15 protein-coding genes are annotated in these 15,292 nt (G+C 63.1%); 4 read left to right on the forward strand and 11 right to left on the reverse strand.

Annotated elements, in window-relative coordinates; translation table 11 throughout:
• Nucleotides 1–38: 38 nt before the first annotated feature.
• The gene (locus tag DKW65_RS03620; RefSeq protein ID WP_111655979.1) at nt 39–2,081 is read left to right on the forward strand and encodes an NADPH-dependent 2,4-dienoyl-CoA reductase; all 2,043 of its coding nucleotides are present in this window, start codon (nt 39–41) and stop codon (nt 2,079–2,081) included.
• An 11-nt stretch (nt 2,082–2,092) separates the two neighbouring features.
• Here DKW65_RS03620 and DKW65_RS03625 read toward each other — a convergent pair whose 3' ends face one another.
• From DKW65_RS03625 to DKW65_RS03675, 11 genes are all read right to left on the reverse strand, one after another.
• Nucleotides 2,093–2,425 (reverse strand): hypothetical protein, encoded by a 333-nt coding sequence (locus DKW65_RS03625; RefSeq protein ID WP_111655980.1) that lies wholly within the window; start codon nt 2,423–2,425, stop codon nt 2,093–2,095.
• 81 nt (nt 2,426–2,506) lie between these two features.
• Nucleotides 2,507–3,040 carry a hypothetical protein gene (locus tag DKW65_RS03630; RefSeq protein WP_162925676.1) on the reverse strand — a complete coding sequence of 178 codons (534 nt, stop codon included), beginning with the start codon at nt 3,038–3,040 and terminating at the stop codon, nt 2,507–2,509.
• A 15-nt stretch (nt 3,041–3,055) separates the two neighbouring features.
• A complete protein-coding gene (locus DKW65_RS03635) occupies nt 3,056–3,463 on the reverse strand; it encodes an MliC family protein (RefSeq protein ID WP_111655982.1) in 408 nt (135 codons plus the stop codon).
• 136 nt (nt 3,464–3,599) lie between these two features.
• Entirely contained in the window at nt 3,600–4,808 is a 1,209-nt protein-coding gene (locus DKW65_RS03640) for an acyl-CoA dehydrogenase family protein (RefSeq protein WP_111655983.1), read from the reverse strand.
• Nucleotides 4,809–4,826: 18 nt separating this feature from the next.
• Complete coding sequence (locus tag DKW65_RS03645) at nt 4,827–6,134, reverse strand: acyl-CoA dehydrogenase family protein (protein ID WP_111655984.1); 1,308 nt, start codon at nt 6,132–6,134, stop codon at nt 4,827–4,829.
• A 182-nt stretch (nt 6,135–6,316) separates the two neighbouring features.
• Entirely contained in the window at nt 6,317–7,882 is a 1,566-nt protein-coding gene (locus DKW65_RS03650; RefSeq protein WP_111655985.1) for an Ig-like domain-containing domain, read from the reverse strand.
• 25 nt (nt 7,883–7,907) lie between these two features.
• Nucleotides 7,908–8,981: an OmpA family protein gene (locus DKW65_RS03655; RefSeq protein WP_111655986.1), complete on the reverse strand. Its 1,074-nt coding sequence runs from the start codon at nt 8,979–8,981 to the stop codon at nt 7,908–7,910.
• Between the two features lie 608 nt (nt 8,982–9,589).
• Nucleotides 9,590–10,711, reverse strand: coding sequence for an OmpA family protein (locus DKW65_RS03660; RefSeq protein ID WP_111655987.1), 1,122 nt, complete (start codon nt 10,709–10,711; stop codon nt 9,590–9,592).
• Between the two features lie 145 nt (nt 10,712–10,856).
• Nucleotides 10,857–11,624 carry a GGDEF domain-containing protein gene (locus DKW65_RS03665; RefSeq protein WP_111655988.1) on the reverse strand — a complete coding sequence of 256 codons (768 nt, stop codon included), beginning with the start codon at nt 11,622–11,624 and terminating at the stop codon, nt 10,857–10,859.
• 60 nt (nt 11,625–11,684) lie between these two features.
• Nucleotides 11,685–12,218 (reverse strand): chalcone isomerase family protein, encoded by a 534-nt coding sequence (locus tag DKW65_RS03670; RefSeq protein WP_111655989.1) that lies wholly within the window; start codon nt 12,216–12,218, stop codon nt 11,685–11,687.
• Complete coding sequence (locus DKW65_RS03675) at nt 12,215–12,778, reverse strand: hypothetical protein (RefSeq protein ID WP_162925677.1); 564 nt, start codon at nt 12,776–12,778, stop codon at nt 12,215–12,217. The genes DKW65_RS03670 and DKW65_RS03675 overlap by 4 nt, the downstream gene beginning before the upstream one ends.
• A gap of 120 nt (nt 12,779–12,898) precedes the next feature.
• On the opposite strand from DKW65_RS03675, the gene DKW65_RS03680 reads away from it, so the two are divergent.
• From DKW65_RS03680 to DKW65_RS03690, 3 genes are read left to right on the forward strand one after another with little or no spacing between them, the layout of a single operon-like run.
• On the forward strand, nt 12,899–13,477 hold the full coding sequence (locus tag DKW65_RS03680) for a DUF2878 domain-containing protein (protein WP_111655991.1): 579 nt from the start codon (nt 12,899–12,901) through the stop codon (nt 13,475–13,477).
• On the forward strand, nt 13,464–14,258 hold the full coding sequence (locus DKW65_RS03685; RefSeq protein ID WP_111655992.1) for a DUF1295 domain-containing protein: 795 nt from the start codon (nt 13,464–13,466) through the stop codon (nt 14,256–14,258). Before DKW65_RS03680 ends, DKW65_RS03685 begins: the two co-directional genes overlap by 14 nt.
• A complete protein-coding gene (locus DKW65_RS03690; protein ID WP_111655993.1) occupies nt 14,248–15,285 on the forward strand; it encodes an SAM-dependent methyltransferase in 1,038 nt (345 codons plus the stop codon). Before DKW65_RS03685 ends, DKW65_RS03690 begins: the two co-directional genes overlap by 11 nt.
• The last annotated feature ends 7 nt before the right edge of the window (nt 15,286–15,292 follow it).

The following is a 15,292-nucleotide window of genomic DNA, read 5'->3' on the forward strand; positions in this document are numbered from 1 at the left end:
CTTGACGGTGTCCAGTTACCCCATTGACGAGGTCCGCCATGAGCGCTGCCGCCAATACCGTAAGCTCCCCCTACCCGCATATGCTGGCCCCGCTTGATCTGGGCTTCACCACTCTGAAGAACCGGGTGGTGATGGGCTCCATGCACACCGGGCTGGAAGACCGCATCTGGCATCGCCGCAAGCTGGCGGAATACTTTGCCGAGCGTGCCCGGGGCGGCGTTGGCCTGATCATTACCGGCGGCTTCAACCCGAATCGCAAGGGCTGGTTCTATCCGTTTTCCGGCGGCATGTTCAACATCGCCGACGCGCTCAGTCATCGCGGCGTGACCAGAGCGGTGCACGAGGCTGGCGGCAAGATCTGTCTGCAACTGCTGCATGCCGGTCGCTACAGCTACCATCCGCTGTCCCGTTCGGCTTCTGCCATCAAGTCGCCGATCAATCCGTTCAAACCCAAGGCCATGTCCACCCGCGAGGTGAAGCAGACGGTCAAGGATTTTGCCCAGGCGGCAAAGCTGGCCAAACGTGCCGGGTACGATGGTGTGGAGATCATGGGTAGCGAAGGCTACCTGATCAATCAGTTCTTCGCGCCGCGTACCAACCAGCGCACCGACGAATATGGTGGCAGTGCCGAAAACCGTCGCCGTTTTCCGCTGGAGATTGTCGAGGCCACGCGCAAGGCCTGCGGCAAGGATTTCATTATCATTTTCCGTTTGTCCGTGATGGAACTGGTGCCCGGTGGCGCCACCAGCGAGGAAATCCTGGCGTTGGCCCGGGAACTGGAAACGGCGGGCGTAAACCTGATCAACAGCGGCGTGGGCTGGCATGAGGCGCGGGTGCCGACCATCGTGACCTCGGTGCCGCGCGCGGCATTTGCCGAAGCCACTCGGCGGGTCAAGGACGTGGTCTCGGTGCCGGTGATTGCCTCCAACCGCATCAACACGCCGGACGTGGCAGAGCAGATCATTGAAAGTGGCCAGGCCGATATGGTGTCCATGGCGCGGCCGATGCTGGCGGATGCGCATTTCGTCAACAAGGCCGCCGAGAATCGCGCCGACGACATCAACACCTGCATCGCCTGCAACCAGGCCTGCCTGGATCACACCTTCCAGCTCAAGCGCGCCTCGTGCCTGGTCAACCCGCAGGCCTGTTATGAAACGGAACTGGTTTATCTGAAAACGAAAAAACCGAAAAAAGTGGCCGTGATCGGCGCAGGCCCGGCGGGGCTGTCGGCGGCCACGGTGGCAGCGGAGCGCGGCCATGATGTGACCCTGTTTGATGCGTCTGACCGCATTGGCGGCCAGTTCAATATGGCAGCGCGCATTCCCGGCAAGGAAGAGTTCTGGGAAACGATTCGCTATTTCAGCAAACGCATTGAACGTACGGGCGTCAAGCTCGTGCTGAATCGTCGCATTGCCGACGGTGAACTCGAACAGGAGGGCTTCGAAGAGATTATCGTGGCCACCGGTGTCACGCCGCGTCGTCCGGCCATTGAGGGCATCGATCATCCCATGGTGCTGTCGTATGTCGATGTGCTGCTGGGCAAGGCCACCGTGGGCCCGCGTGTGGCGCTGATCGGTGCCGGGGGGATCGGCTTCGATGTGGCGGAGTTCCTGGCGCATGACCATGGTGCGCCACAGCCGCAGCCGTTGCAGGACTGGGCGCGTGAGTGGGGCATAGACTTTCATTCCGATGCGCCGGGCAATCTGGAAACGCCGCGGCCGGTGCCGTCGGCGCGCCGCCTCTATCTGCTGCAGCGCAAGGCGTCCTCGCTGGGCAAGGATCTGGGCAAGACGTCCGGGTGGGTACACCGTGCCACCCTGAAAATGAAAGGTGTGGAGATGATTGGCGGTGCTAGCTATGACCGCATTGACGATCAGGGGCTGCACATTACTGTGGGCGATGAATCACATTTGCTGGAAGTGGATAACGTTGTTATCTGTGCCGGGCAGGAATCGCTGCGCGCGCTGTATCATGAACAGGCTGCGGTGAAACACCATCTGATTGGTGGCGCCAATGTGGCGGCGGAACTGGATGCCAAGCGTGCGATTCGGGAAGGGGCCGAGCTGGCGGCGCGCTTGTGAGCTGAGCCCTGTCAGTTGCAGTACTGCCCGTAGCGCCCCAGCGCGCGGTTGCTTGAGCGATCCACCATATCCACCCAGACCGTCAGTGGCTCCTGGGTGCGTCGATTGGTCAGGTCTGCAAAATCGCTGGTCGGCAAGGGGCCGCTGGCCTCCAGCCGGTCGCCGGGCTTGGGGGCTTCGCCGCGAATCAGTTTCAGCAGCACCTGGCCTTGCCCGGTGTTCAGCATGATGTAGCCGCATTCCTGGCCGCTCAGGATGACGGTGCCAGCGCGGCTGGCATGCGCGGCGGTGCCGGCAAACAGCAGCAGCAAGGTGAGGGCGCCAGCGAGCAGGGCAGAGGGCATGCGGGTGAATCTCCTTGTTTTTATAGTGCCGTCTTTCATGAGGCTATTGTGACGTGAACCGGTGAGCACGCCAAGCGCCGGTCAGCGGCGCAGGGGCAGCAGCCAGTACAAGACGGCCAGCACGTAAACCAGCACCAGCGTCCATTTTCCCAGTGAACAGAGCCAGCTCAGCCGGGCCAGGCCATCGGTAATCAGCAGGGGTTCGGCAAGAAACACGCGCTGCACGCTGTTTTCCAGCACATCCAGTAAACCGGACAGCATCGGCAGCGGCAATAGCCGATCCCAGGCTGCGCCGGCGCCGCGCCACGAAAAGACCACGGCCAGGGCACAGGTGCCGAATATCGCGTACCAGAACGGGTGCAGCGCATCGAGCATGAAATGCGCCTGATAGACCCCCAGCAGGCCGGCCTCCTCCCAGGCCTGGAACTGTGCCACGTAGGCGTCGGCGCTTGTAAAGCCCAGCTGCATTCGCAGCAGGGTATCCGGGCCGCCCAGCGGCGCGAACGCCAGCCCGAGCAAGGTCTGTGACAGCAGGAACACCAGGCCGGAGAGGCATAGCAGCCAGGGCAGGTTGAACGCGGTGCGCAAGCGCCCGGTGGTCATCGGAACGGTCATGGTTTCAGCCTGTGGTCAGTGGGACATCTGCAGGCAGACGTAGGTGTCGTCTGCGGCACTCAGCAGCGCCTCGCTGCCTTTGCTGTGCCAGGTCAGGTCGGCGTTGGCATAGCGCACCCCGGAGGCGCTGGGAGCCTGGGCCAGTGAGGCGTCACGGGGCAGCACTTCCAGCACCTGGGTTTCGCCCTGCAGATGCAGGGTGACGCTGTCCTGGGCATAGCTGGCCTGCACCTGCAGTGCTTCGGCGCACTGGTAGCGCACTTCGCTGATGATGCCGGTGTCGGGCGTGTGAGCGTCCTGCGCGGTAGCGTGGGCCGCGTCTTCCCTGTCGATTTCAGGTTGTGGCGGCTCTGGCTCACCGCAGCCGCTGAGCAGAAAAGAGAAGGTACCTGCAAGCAAGAACGTGACGGCGATCCTGGTCATGACGGGCTCCCTGGGTTTCCTTACGCGCTACCCGATTATGCGACGGCAGTGACCGACTGGCCAGCATGACGCGCTGCCCCCCCCCGGAGGGGAGGTGGCGCGTCATGCTGGCGTCGGTGCCGTGATACCTCGCCTTTTACTTCAGCTCTTTCGAGGTCAGGCCGAGCAGACGCCGGGCGATGATCAGCAGCTGGATTTGCTGGGTGCCTTCGAAAATATCCAGAATCTTCGAATCCCGCGCCCATTTCTCCAGCAGTTCGTCTTCGGTGTAACCCAGCGCACCGCACAGCTCCACACAACGCAGTGTGATGGTGTTCCCCACACGCCCGGCCTTGGCCTTGGAGATGGAGGCTTCCACCGAGTTGGGCTTGCGATTATCCGCCATCCAGGCCGCCTTGACGGTCAGCCAGTAGGCGGCTTCCCATTCGGCCTCCATGGTGTACAGCTCGGCTTCCATGGCACTGACATTGCTGATCGGGGCGTCATAGTCCAGGCGCGTATGTTCGGCCATCAACTCGCGGGTACGGTCCAGGGCCGCCTTGGCGCAGCCCAGGGCGAAGCAGGCTACCAGGGGACGGGTGTTGTCGAAGGTCTCCATCACGCCCGCGAAACCCTTGGCGACATCCACTTCCGGATTGCCCAGCAGGTTTTCCTTCGGCACGCGGCAATCGGTGAAGGTGATCGCGGCGGTGTCCGAGGCGCGGATGCCGAGTTTCTTCTCCAGTCGCACCAGTTCCATGCCGGGCGTGCCCCACTCGACCACGAACGACTTGATGGCCGCGCGACCCAGTGCCAGATCCAGGCTGGCCCACACCACCACACAGTCGGCGCGCTCGCCGGAGGTCACATAGATTTTCTCGCCGTTCAGCACATAGTGGTCGCCATCTTCTTTCGCGGTGGTACGAATGGCGGCGGAGTCGGAACCGGCGCCGGGCTCGGTGATCGCCATCGCCGCCCACTTGCCCTTGAAGCGCTCCAGTTGCTCGTCGTTGGCCACCGCGGCAATGGCAGCGTTACCCAGGCCCTGACGCGGCATCGACAACAGCAGGCCCACGTCGCCGTAACACAGCTCCAGTGCGCCCAGGCAGGTGGTCATGTTGGCGCCATTCTTGACCGTGTTGTCGTCACGCTTGTCACGGCCCTTGCCGGTCTGGCTGGCACCGGCGCTGGAGGTGGGGTCGCCGTCGTTCATGCCATCCAGCACCGAGGCCAGCATATCCAGTTCTTTGGGGTATTCGTGTTCGGCGCGGTCATATTTGCGCGAGATCGGCCGGAACACACTCAGGGCCACCTGATGTGCATTGTTGATCAGCGGCTTCATTTTTTTAGGCAGATCAAAATTCATGATGCAGTCCTCCGCTGATTAAAGGTGCAGGCCGCCGAACAGGACACCGACGGCCCGAAGGTCGCGGTACCAGCGTTCAACCGGATATTCGTGAGTGAAGCCATGGCCGCCGAGCAGTTGCACACCGTCGGTGCCGATCTTCATGGCTTTTTCTTTTACCAGAATGCGCGCCAGGTAGGCTTCGCGCTGGAAGTCCTTGCCTTGTTCGGCGCGGCTGACCGCGCGCCAGGTCAGCATGCGCATGGCATCCACCTCAATGGCCATATCGGCAATCAGGAAGGCCACGGCCTGACGATGGCTGATGGGCTCGCCGAAGGCCTTGCGCTCGTTGCAGTAGGGAATCACATAATCCAGCACGGCCTGGGCATTGCCGACCGCCAGGGCGCACCAGGCAAGGGTGCCCAGATCGATGAACTTGCGATAATCGAAGTCGTCACTGCCCAGACGCTGCGCGGCGCTGACCTTGACGTTTTCCAGGATCAGCGGGCGCTGGCCGCTGGCGCGGATACCCATCGACGGATCCTCGCCGGCGCTGAGCCCTTCGCTGCCGCCTTCAACGATAAACACGGCGGGGCCACTGTCAGTCTGTGCGGCCACCAGGAACAGCTCGGCTTCCGCTGCCAGCGGCACCAGCGCCTTGGTGCCGTTGAGCACATAGTGATCGCCCTCGCGGGTGGCGCGGGTCTTGAGTTTCATCGGGTCGAACATCAGGTGCGGTTCGGTCACGGCGATGGCCGCTTTCGGCGGCTGCTCGCCGGCGAAGGCGGGCAGGTAACGCGCCTGCTGATCGGCAGAGCCCCAGTGCGTCAGCGCATTGGCCACGCTCATGGGCGAGAGGATGGCGACCGCCTGGCCCATGTCGCCCCAGGCCAGATCTTCGGCGATCAGCATGGTGGTCACGGGGGAGCGCTCGCTGGCCGCGCCGCCGAGGGATTCCGGTACGGCAAAGAAATTCAGCCCCAGCTCCAGCGCGGCGGCCAGCGTTTCGTCGCTGGTGGCCTGGGCGGCGTCGGCCTCTTCGCCGCGCGGGCGCAGCACTTCACTGGCAAAGGATTTCACCGAGTCACGCATCATCTGCTGTTCTTCGGTAATGTTCAGGTCGAACAGACCCTGGGCGTGTCCCGGCGCATTCAGACGCTCTGGCTTGTCCAGCTTGTTAGCGCTGCTGAAGGTGCGTGCCGAGGTGGTGATGACACGAAAGCCGGTGCGGGTGAGCGAGTAGGCTACCCGTTCGATGACCCGGCGCAGGCCGAGTTTGTCCAGCAGGCTGGAGCTGGCCATCTTGTTCAGTGCGGTCAGGGCGTAGCCGACGGCATCTTTGGCCATGACGGAATCCTCTGTCGGTTGTCGGAGAGGCTTCCGATTATGCGGTGAGGGCGCAGACTCACAATGACTGCGTCGCCCTGTGAAGAAGGCCGCGCGGCAACCTTCGGTGAAAGGCAGGTGAAAAAAAGGGCGCCTCTGAGGGGAGAGGCGCCCGAAGCCGCATGAACTATGCGGGAGTCAAATCAATTTCTGCAAAGCAGACGAATGGTGCAAAGGATGTCGGACAGCGGATCAAGGATCGGCGCCAGGGCATCCACCAGACCGCCGCTGAGGTCGACCAGGTTGCCGGTCTCCAGATCCAGCACGCTGATGGCCAGCAGGCCGCCGACTTCGGCATCCAGCAGGGCGCCATTGAGCAGGCTGGCCTGCACCAGGGCTTCAACACTGAAGTTCTCGAACAGGGTGTTCAGTACCGGCACCTGTTCCAGGGCGCCTTGCAGTTCACCCAGTACGGTATTCAGCGCGTCTTCCAGCGGATCGGGCAGCAGGCCCAGGCCATTGGGGTCCAGGATCGACAGGTCGATGCCCAGTACGCCACCGTCGCCGATCAGGGCTTCGGCCAGCAGGCCCGGGATTTCTGCCGGGTCGCCGCCGGTGAAGGCATCGGCCAGCTGTTGCAGGGCCAGCGGGTCCAGACCGATATCCAGTGCCAGCGTGCAGTTCTCGCCGGGGGTGGACGGGTCGCAGATCGCCACCAGGGTGTTTTCCAGGGCGAAGTTGTCGAAGTCGAAATCACCGAAGTCTTCCGGGCTCGGCAGGTTCGACAGCGGCAGCTTGACGATCAGCAGGTTGTCCAGGTTGCTCAGGCCATCGTCGCCATCACCCAACTGCAGGTTTTCCAGCAGGGTGCCGCCGATAAAGTTCAGGGCGTCGCCCAGGCCCGGAATCTGGCTGATCAGTTCGTCGTTGAGCAGCACCACCACGCCGCCGGTGCGGAAGTCGCTGGAGAAGGGGGCTTCCAGCGAGTTACCGGCCAGATCGCGGATGTTGGTGTTGATGCTGAGGTCGTAGTACTCCTGCATGACCAGATCGCTGGCGGGTGTAAAGGTGGCGACCTCGCCATTGACGTCAAAGGTGCCGGTGACCACGTTGCCGTTGTCGCGGCGGGTCAGCACGATGTTGGTGCTGTTGACGGTATCCGGCAGGACCGGCTCGCTGAAGGTGATGACGACATTGGTGCTGGTGGCCACGAGTGTCGCGCCATCGGCCGGATTGACCGCCTCGACGCGCGGCTGCTCGCCGTCGATCACGCCGCCGGTGGTGAAGGTGCGATCGCCGGCCTCGCCCTCGGCCAGGAATTTCGGCGGGAACGGATCGACACACTCGGCGGCACGCAGCTCAGGCCCGATGGTCAGGGTGTGCAGCGTGTTGGAGGCCAGGTTCATCTGCGGCGTCATGGTCACGGTGCGGCCATTGACCGAGTAATTCACCGCCACCGGCGCGCCATTGGCGGTCAGGAACAGTGTCGTTTCATTCACCGAATCTTCGGCGACCGGCTCGTTGAAGCGCACCACCAGCGAGATGTTCTGCGGCACGTTGGTGGCGCCGTCGGCGGGCACCAGGCCATCGAGTTCGAACAGCTGGGTCGGATCTTCGCAGAAGCTTTCTTCACGCGGATCTTCCGGCCCGCCAGTACCCGGGGGCAACTCGATGCGCGGGTCGCTGGGGCGGTTGCTGCCACCGCAGGCCGCCAGGCTGACCGCCAGCAGGCCGGTCAGAAACAGGGTGTACCATTGTACGTTTTTCATCGTCTTTCTCCCAAAAGCGGGCCGCTCAGCGGCGCTTCATCTCTTCGCGGGTGGCCTGGACTACCGCTTCCACGCGGCGGTTTCGGGCGCGGCCCTCTGCGGTACTGTTGTCGGCAATCGGTTGCGTCAGACCCATGCCCGAGGTGCGGATACGGCTGGAATCAATACCGAACTCGGAGATCAGCACGCGCATTACAGCGTCGGCCCGGCTCAATGACAGGTTCTGGTTGTAAGAGGCCGTGCCGGTAGAGTCGGTGTGGCCTTCCAGCAGCACTTCGCTGTCCGGATACTGGATCAGCACTTCAGCGATCTGGCCGATGTCCTCGAAGAATTCCGGCCGTACGGTGGTGCTGTCGTGCTCGAATTCCACATACAGGGTGATGTTGACGCTCTCGGTGAGCATGATCGGGCAGCCGACTTCGTCCACCAGGGCGCCAGCCGGGGTATCCGGGCACTGGTCCAGATGGTCCGGTACGCCGTCGCCGTCGGAATCCATCCAGATCTCGGCACGCGGGGTCGGGGTGGCAGCGGCATAGCGCTTGCCGAACAGGAAGTTCAGCGCCACGAACGGCTGGGTGTCGACAAAGCCGTCGTCCAGCTCGATCAGACCGCGCAGGCCACCGTCGAGCATGAAGCGGTGGTTCTGACCCAGCAGGCGTTGCAGACCGGCTTCCAGGACAATGGCGTCTTCGCGCTTGGTGCCCAGGCCGTCCACCTTCAGGCGGTTGTAGCCGTAACCGGCGCCGCCATAGGGCACAAAGCCGATCAGTGACATTTCATGCCAGTGGACCCGGCCGGTCAGATTGATCAGGCGAGCGTCGACATCGATGTCTGTCTGGCGGGTCTCGGTGCTGCCATCGCCATACTGCAACTGCGCCGAGAAGCGCGGGTTGAAGCGATAGCCCAGATGAATGGCGGGTTGCCAGAAGTTGTGGATGTTGTCGAGGTTGTCCCGGCCTTTGCCTGCGTCGTAATAGGACCCCTGAATACCCACATACCCGAAAGAATCCGGCCAACGCTGTTCGGCGATTGCCGGAGCGCCCGCCAGCAGGGCGGTCAGCCCGGCGACCAGCGCGGATCGTGAAATGAATGTCTTCATGTTGCTTCCCTCTTTGTGACTCCCGGAAAAATTCAAGACTCAGCGCGTAATCCGGGTAGCCCGGATCACGGCGTCATGATCGGATATCGGTGTCCAGAGAGGGGGGCGAGCAAGGAGACTTGGCGCGGGAGGGGTCGAAACGGCGTCTGGAAAGGCCGCCATGCACCAAGTAAAAATTCATTTAATTCAGTGCCTTGCGAATGATATCACAGTGATATCACAAGGCCTGCCGGGCCAGCCACTGTTGTATTTTTGTCATGGATTGTAGTTGAGCTTTGCGTGGCGAGGCGGGGAGTACCGGGGGATTACAATGGGGAGGTGAGAAAGGTGATAGGTAAGGGATAAGTTGTCTATCTGCCCGGCTTTTCATGTAGTGGCATTGTTACGCCCGGGTAAAGATTTTCATACAGGCTCATTTGTAAGAGATATCTTACAAGAAAGATAGCGAATGTCTTACAAGGATAGTAGCGAATGTCTTACACGGGCCTGCGCACGGACGGACCTCGGGGACTCGCCGCGTCAGCAGTATCAGGGAAAACAGGGAAGAAGACGTGAAACGTGGCCCGGCAAGCGCCGGGCCAGGAGTGTAGCGGGAGGGCGGGTCGGGGTTACTGGAGAATGGCTTCCACGCGGCGGTTTCTGGCGCGGCCCTCGGCGCTGTGGTTGTCCGCGATCGGCTGGGCCGGGCCGACGCCTACGGCATCAATGCGCGCCGGGTCCACGTCGTAGTGCAGAACCAGCGCGTCGCGCACCGCTTCCGCCCGTTGCGCTGACAGGCGCGTGTTGCGCTCGGCCGAGCCGCTGTTGTCAGTGTGCCCTTCCAGACGCAGGCGACCTTCCGGGTACTGCTGCATCATGTGGGCGACCACGGCCAGACGGGGAATGTCCTGCTGGCGCAGGACCGCCTGGTTGAGCTCGAACTCCACGTACAGGGTTTCGCGAAGGCTCTGTTCAAGGCTGACCGGGCAGCCGTGCTCGTCCACCTGCGCTCCGGTGGGCGTGTCCGGGCAGCGGTCCAGATAATCGGGTACGCCGTCGCCGTCACTGTCAAGCGGGCAGCCGCGGCTGTCCACGGGAACGTCCGCCGGGGTGTCCGGGCAGGCGCTGTGCGGCGTGGCGGGTGCGGTGTCTGCCGTGACGGGCGGTGCGGGGCGGCGGCGCTCGCCGATGACGAAATTGAGCGCGGCGTAGATTTCGCCTTCGATGGCGTTGTCGCGCGACGCCGCGCGCATCGGCCGGGCGCCCAGGTCGAGCACCCAGTGGTCGGTCAGGCGACGCTGGACACCGGCCTCAATGCCGATCAGTTCCTGCTCATGGCGCTGGTTGCTGCCGGACCGGTCGAAGCGGATCTGGCCGCCGGTAATGCCCGCATAGGGTTCGAAGCCGAGCAGCGAGGTGTCGTGGAAATGATGTCGCAGAGACAGCAGGGTGACGGTCGCATAGGTGCGCGGCCCAGGGGTATCACGGACCACATTGTTGCGCTCCCACCACAGCTGGGCGGACCAGTTTTCATGAAAGCGCAGGCCGGCCTGCAGGCCGGGCAGGGTGACTTCACGGAACGAAATCTTGTCGGTGTCGAACCAGTACTGGCTGAGATGCCCGCCGACATAGCCGTAACGATCGGGCATGTCGCGGTGCAGGCCAGCGTCCCGCGCATGATCGTGGGCATGGGCGGTGCAGGCGAGTGCGGCAAGTGAGCAACTGATCAAGGCAAGCAAACGATTCTTCATGGATCTCCGTCCTGGATGAATTATTGTGACAGGCAGCGAATGGCACCGTGTCCGGGCATTCCCTGCCGGATGACCTGCGCGATGTTAGGCAGTTGCCGCGGTGGGTGCAATGCCGGGTGGCCGCTGGCGTGACCGGTTTGGCGATTCAGGTGTCGTGATGGTTGCGCGCGCTGTACAGCGCATAGTCAGCGTCGTTGAGCAGGCTTTGCAAGGCGCGGCTGCTGGTCTCGGTGGAGGCGACGCCACAGCAGGCACGCAGAGTGATGCTGAGGTCATTGCCCTGGACCTGTTGTTGCGCCAGCCGTTCGCGCAGGTTGTTACTGATACGCAGCGCATCGCGCAGGCTGGTGTGTGGCAGCACCAGTATGAACTGGGCCCCCTCGAAACGTCCGAACAGATCGCTTTCGCGAATCTGTGCGCGCACCTCCCGGGCCAGCATCTGCATGGCCTTGTCCGAGGCATGACGACCGAAGTGATCAATGATGTCGCGATTGTTCTGCAGGTCGATCAGTATCACGGACACGGCGTAGTCGTGCCGACTGCTCAGAGCCAGTTCCCGCTCCAGCATGTTGAGCATATAAGGGCGGTTGTACAGGCCGGTGAGATGATCGTGGCGAGCCAGTTGCCGCAGGTGCTGGTTGTGGCGTTGCAGTGAGGCGTTGATGCAGCTGACCGGATAAATGACCGCTGGCATGATCAGCAGCGGAATCAGCACCGATAATCCCATGGCGAACACCCAGTTGCGTTCACCGGTGGCGAGGATGCTGATGGCGGTTACGGTGACAGAGACGAGCAGCACCAGCAGTGTCAGCTGTGCCGCGCGGCTGATGCCCCGCAAGCGATCGTGGCTGGTGACGTCCGGCTCGTTGTCCTGAAGTGGATCCTTGTCGAGCGGCTGATTCCAGAATCCCATGCATCCCCCGGTCTGCTGTCTGGGCAGTCTAGCGCAGGCGAGGGGGGGCGGGGTAGTCGCTCAGTGGCCGAGCAGATCCTGCTTCAGCCGGTCGTTATAAGGCCGGTCGCCGAACCAGACGGTCAGATAGCTCTGCGCGAAGTCGTCGCCTTGCTCGGTGGCCAGCAGTTCACCGTTCAGACTCAGCAGCAAGGTGCCATCCGGGCCATAGTCGAGCTGATAGGTGTCGCCATCGCCGATATCGCGATAGCGGGCATTGAAGGCTTGCAGGCGCTCCTGCAGGGCCGCGAAGGTTTCGGCACTGACGTTGCGCTCGATCATCGCCTCGGCGGCCTTGCCAAAGGCATCACCGGGAACATCGCGGCGATAGGAGAATTGCAGGCGCAGCGGTGCCTCCATCGGGCTGCTGTGGCGGCGGCAATCATCCCGGTACAGCACGGCTTCACCGACGCGGATCACGCGCAGCGCCCTGACCGTGCCACGCCCGCACTCGGTCAGGCGGATGTCCTGCTCCTCCAGCCAGGTGGCGGGGTCCGGGCTGGCCATTGCGGTACCGGCCAGCACACCCAGCACTGCAGCGCAGATCATCTTCATAAACGTCCCCTGATCCAGCGCACCATGCCGCCAACAATGGGCAGGTGCTGGTAAAAGCCCTGGGTGCTGTCCCAGAAGTCCTGATGCAGCACGATGTCGCCGGCCTCGTTGAAGCGCAGATGGGTCATGCCCACCGTGTAGCTGTCGATGGCACGACGGGTCACGGTAAACCGGGTGCGCATGCCCCAGCGCACATAAAGATCGCCACCGTCGAGCGTCCAGCTGAGCAGGTCGACCTCAATGCTGTCGACGGCATTGCCGGTCGCTTCCAGATAAGCCACCAGGGTGTCGCGGTCGGTGGCGCTATGCAGTGTGTCGTTAAAGAAGAGTGTCTCGGCGTAGGCGCGCCGGGCCCGCTCGCCCACATCATCATCGGTCAGGTGGGTAAAGACGCTGACGAACCGGGCCACGGCGGCCTCGGGATCAGCCGGGGGCACTGCAGGGAATTGCTGCAGGGCGGCGATATAGTCCTGGGCAAAATCGGGCGCCTTTTCGCGGCCGGCGCATCCGGCCAGCGTGGCGAAGACGCCGAGCGTCAGCATCAGCCAGAAAAATTTCACGGGAAAGGTCTTGCGGTCAGCAGTCATCAGGTCAGTTTGCGCCGCCCCCGGTGAACCGGCTGTGAAGCGCGGCCCTGCGGCTTCACAGGCCATTCATGGCGAACGTGAAAGCATGCTCGAATGAAAACGTCCTTGCGCAGTGCCGTGATCGGCAACTTTGTCATTTTCCAGTGCCTCTGGTTCGCGGCCATTCTCGGCGCGGCGCGAGGCATCCAGTGGCCGGTGTTTGTGGCGCTGGCGCTTATGCTGGGTTGGGCGCGGCTGCACGGTAGTCCGTGGCGCAGCGACATGCGCATGGCAGCGGCGGGGCTGGCCATCGGCCTGGCGGTCGAGCCGCTGTGGCTGGCTGCAGGCGTTATCGAATACCGGCTGCAATGGTCCGCCAGCCTGCCTCCCCTCTGGATTCTGGCATTGTGGTGCGGGTTTGCCGTGACCTTCAATCACAGCCTGGCCTGGTTATGTGGGCGGCGCTGGCTGGCGGTGGTGTTTGGCGCGCTGGGCAGCGCCGGGTCGGTGATTGCAGGGGTGCGACTCGGCGCGGCCGAAGCGCCTGCCGGGCTGACGTCGCTGGTGCTGGCTTACGCAGCCCTCTGGGCAGTGATTGTACCGGCGCTGGCCTGGTGGGCGACACGCCCACCACCGGGGCCGGGCGCCGCAGAGCATGGCGATGCCGACAGAGGTGATCATGGAATCGCCTGATACGTTCGTGCTCTGGGTGGCCGCCCTGGTGCTTGCGCTCGTCTGCCTGTTGGGCTGGTGGGTGCAGTGCCGCACCCGCAATGCCGCCCACGCGGATGTCATCTGGTCTTTCGGCGTCGGCGCCACCTCGCTGTTTTATCTGGCCATGGGCGAGGGGCCCTGGTTGTTGCGCCTGGTCACTGCGGCGTTGATCGGCTTCTGGTCGCTGCGACTGGGCAGCCATATATGGCGTCGCGTGCGCGCGGAAGAGCACGAGGAAGGGCGCTATGCGGCCATGCGCGAAGCGCTTGGCGAGCGCATCAATCTGTTTCACCTGTTCTTTTTTCTCGGCCAGGGGGTGTTGGCGTGGTTGTTTGCCCTGCCGGCGTGGGTCATTGCGGCGCATCCCGGGCCGCTGGTGATCTGGTCGCTGGTGCTGGGCGGCGCCGTCGGCGTTATCGCCTTGCTGGGCGAACGCGAAGCGGACCGGCAGCTGGATCGTTTCCGCCGTAACCCGGCCCATCGCGGCAAGACCTGCCGGGAGGGGCTGTGGCGCTATTCCCGCCACCCCAACTACTTCTTTGAATGGCTGCACTGGTTCAGCTATCCGCTGCTGGCGGTGGGCGCCGCCTGGGCCGGCTGGCTGTGGCTGGCGCCGGTCATGATGTTCCTGTTCCTGTGGTTCGTGACGGGGATTCCCTATACCGAACGGCAGGCCCTCAAAAGTCGCGGTGAGGATTACCGCGAGTACCAGCGCACCACCAGCGCCTTTATTCCCTGGAGACCCCGTCATGGTCATTGAGCTTGCAGAACGCCGTTGGCTGCCCGACAGCCTGATCCGCTTCGGGATTCGCAAATTACTGGGTCAACGGCTGCGCCTGGAGCAGGCCGGTGATCCGATGCAGGTCGAGGCGCGCAAGACGGCGCTGATGGAGGCGCTGGCGCAAGGGCCGGTGGCCGAGCAGCAGCAAGCGGCCAACGATCAGCACTACGAAGTGCCCGCGTCCTTTTATCTGCGTGCACTCGGGCCGCACCTGAAATATTCCAGCTGTGTCTGGGACGAGACCACGCTGACGCTGGAGCAGGCTGAAGAGGCCATGTTGGCGCTGACCTGTGAACGTGCCGCGCTGGACAATGGCCAGCGGATTCTGGAGCTGGGCTGCGGCTGGGGTTCCCTGTCGTTGTGGATGGCACAACAGTATCCGGGCAGCGAGATCATCAGCGTGTCCAATTCCGGCTCACAGAAGGCGTTCATCGATCAGCGTGCGCGCGAGCGAGGCCTGACCAACCTGACTGTCGTCACCGCCGACGCAGCGACCTTCCAGCCTGAAGGGCAGTTTGATCGGGTGGTGTCGGTGGAAATGTTCGAGCACATGCGCAATCACCGTGAACTGATGCATCGCATTCACGACTGGCTGGTGCCGGGCGGCAAGCTGTTCGTGCATATTTTCTGTCACGATCAGGTGTTCTACCCGTTCGAGACCGAGGGCGAGGCCAACTGGATGGGGCGGATGTTCTTCACCGGCGGCGTGATGCCGTCCTGGGATCTGCTCGAGCGTTGCCAGGAGCGTCTGACGCTGGACGACAAGTGGCGCGTCAACGGGGTGCATTATTCTCGTACGCTGGAAGCGTGGCTCGACAACGCCGACCGGCACCAGGACGAATTGATACCGGTGCTGGCCAGCACCTATGGAGCCGATGAAGCCAAGGTGTGGCTGCAGCGCTGGCGCATGTTTTTCATGGCCTGCTCCGAGCTTTTCGCTTATCGTGGCGGCGAGGAATGGTTCGTGGGGCATTATCGCTTCACCCGTCCTGAAACAGGTGTCTGAAACGGAC

It is taken from the genome of Isoalcanivorax indicus (assembly GCF_003259185.1).
Classification (GTDB): Bacteria; Pseudomonadota; Gammaproteobacteria; order Pseudomonadales; family Alcanivoracaceae; genus Isoalcanivorax; species Isoalcanivorax indicus.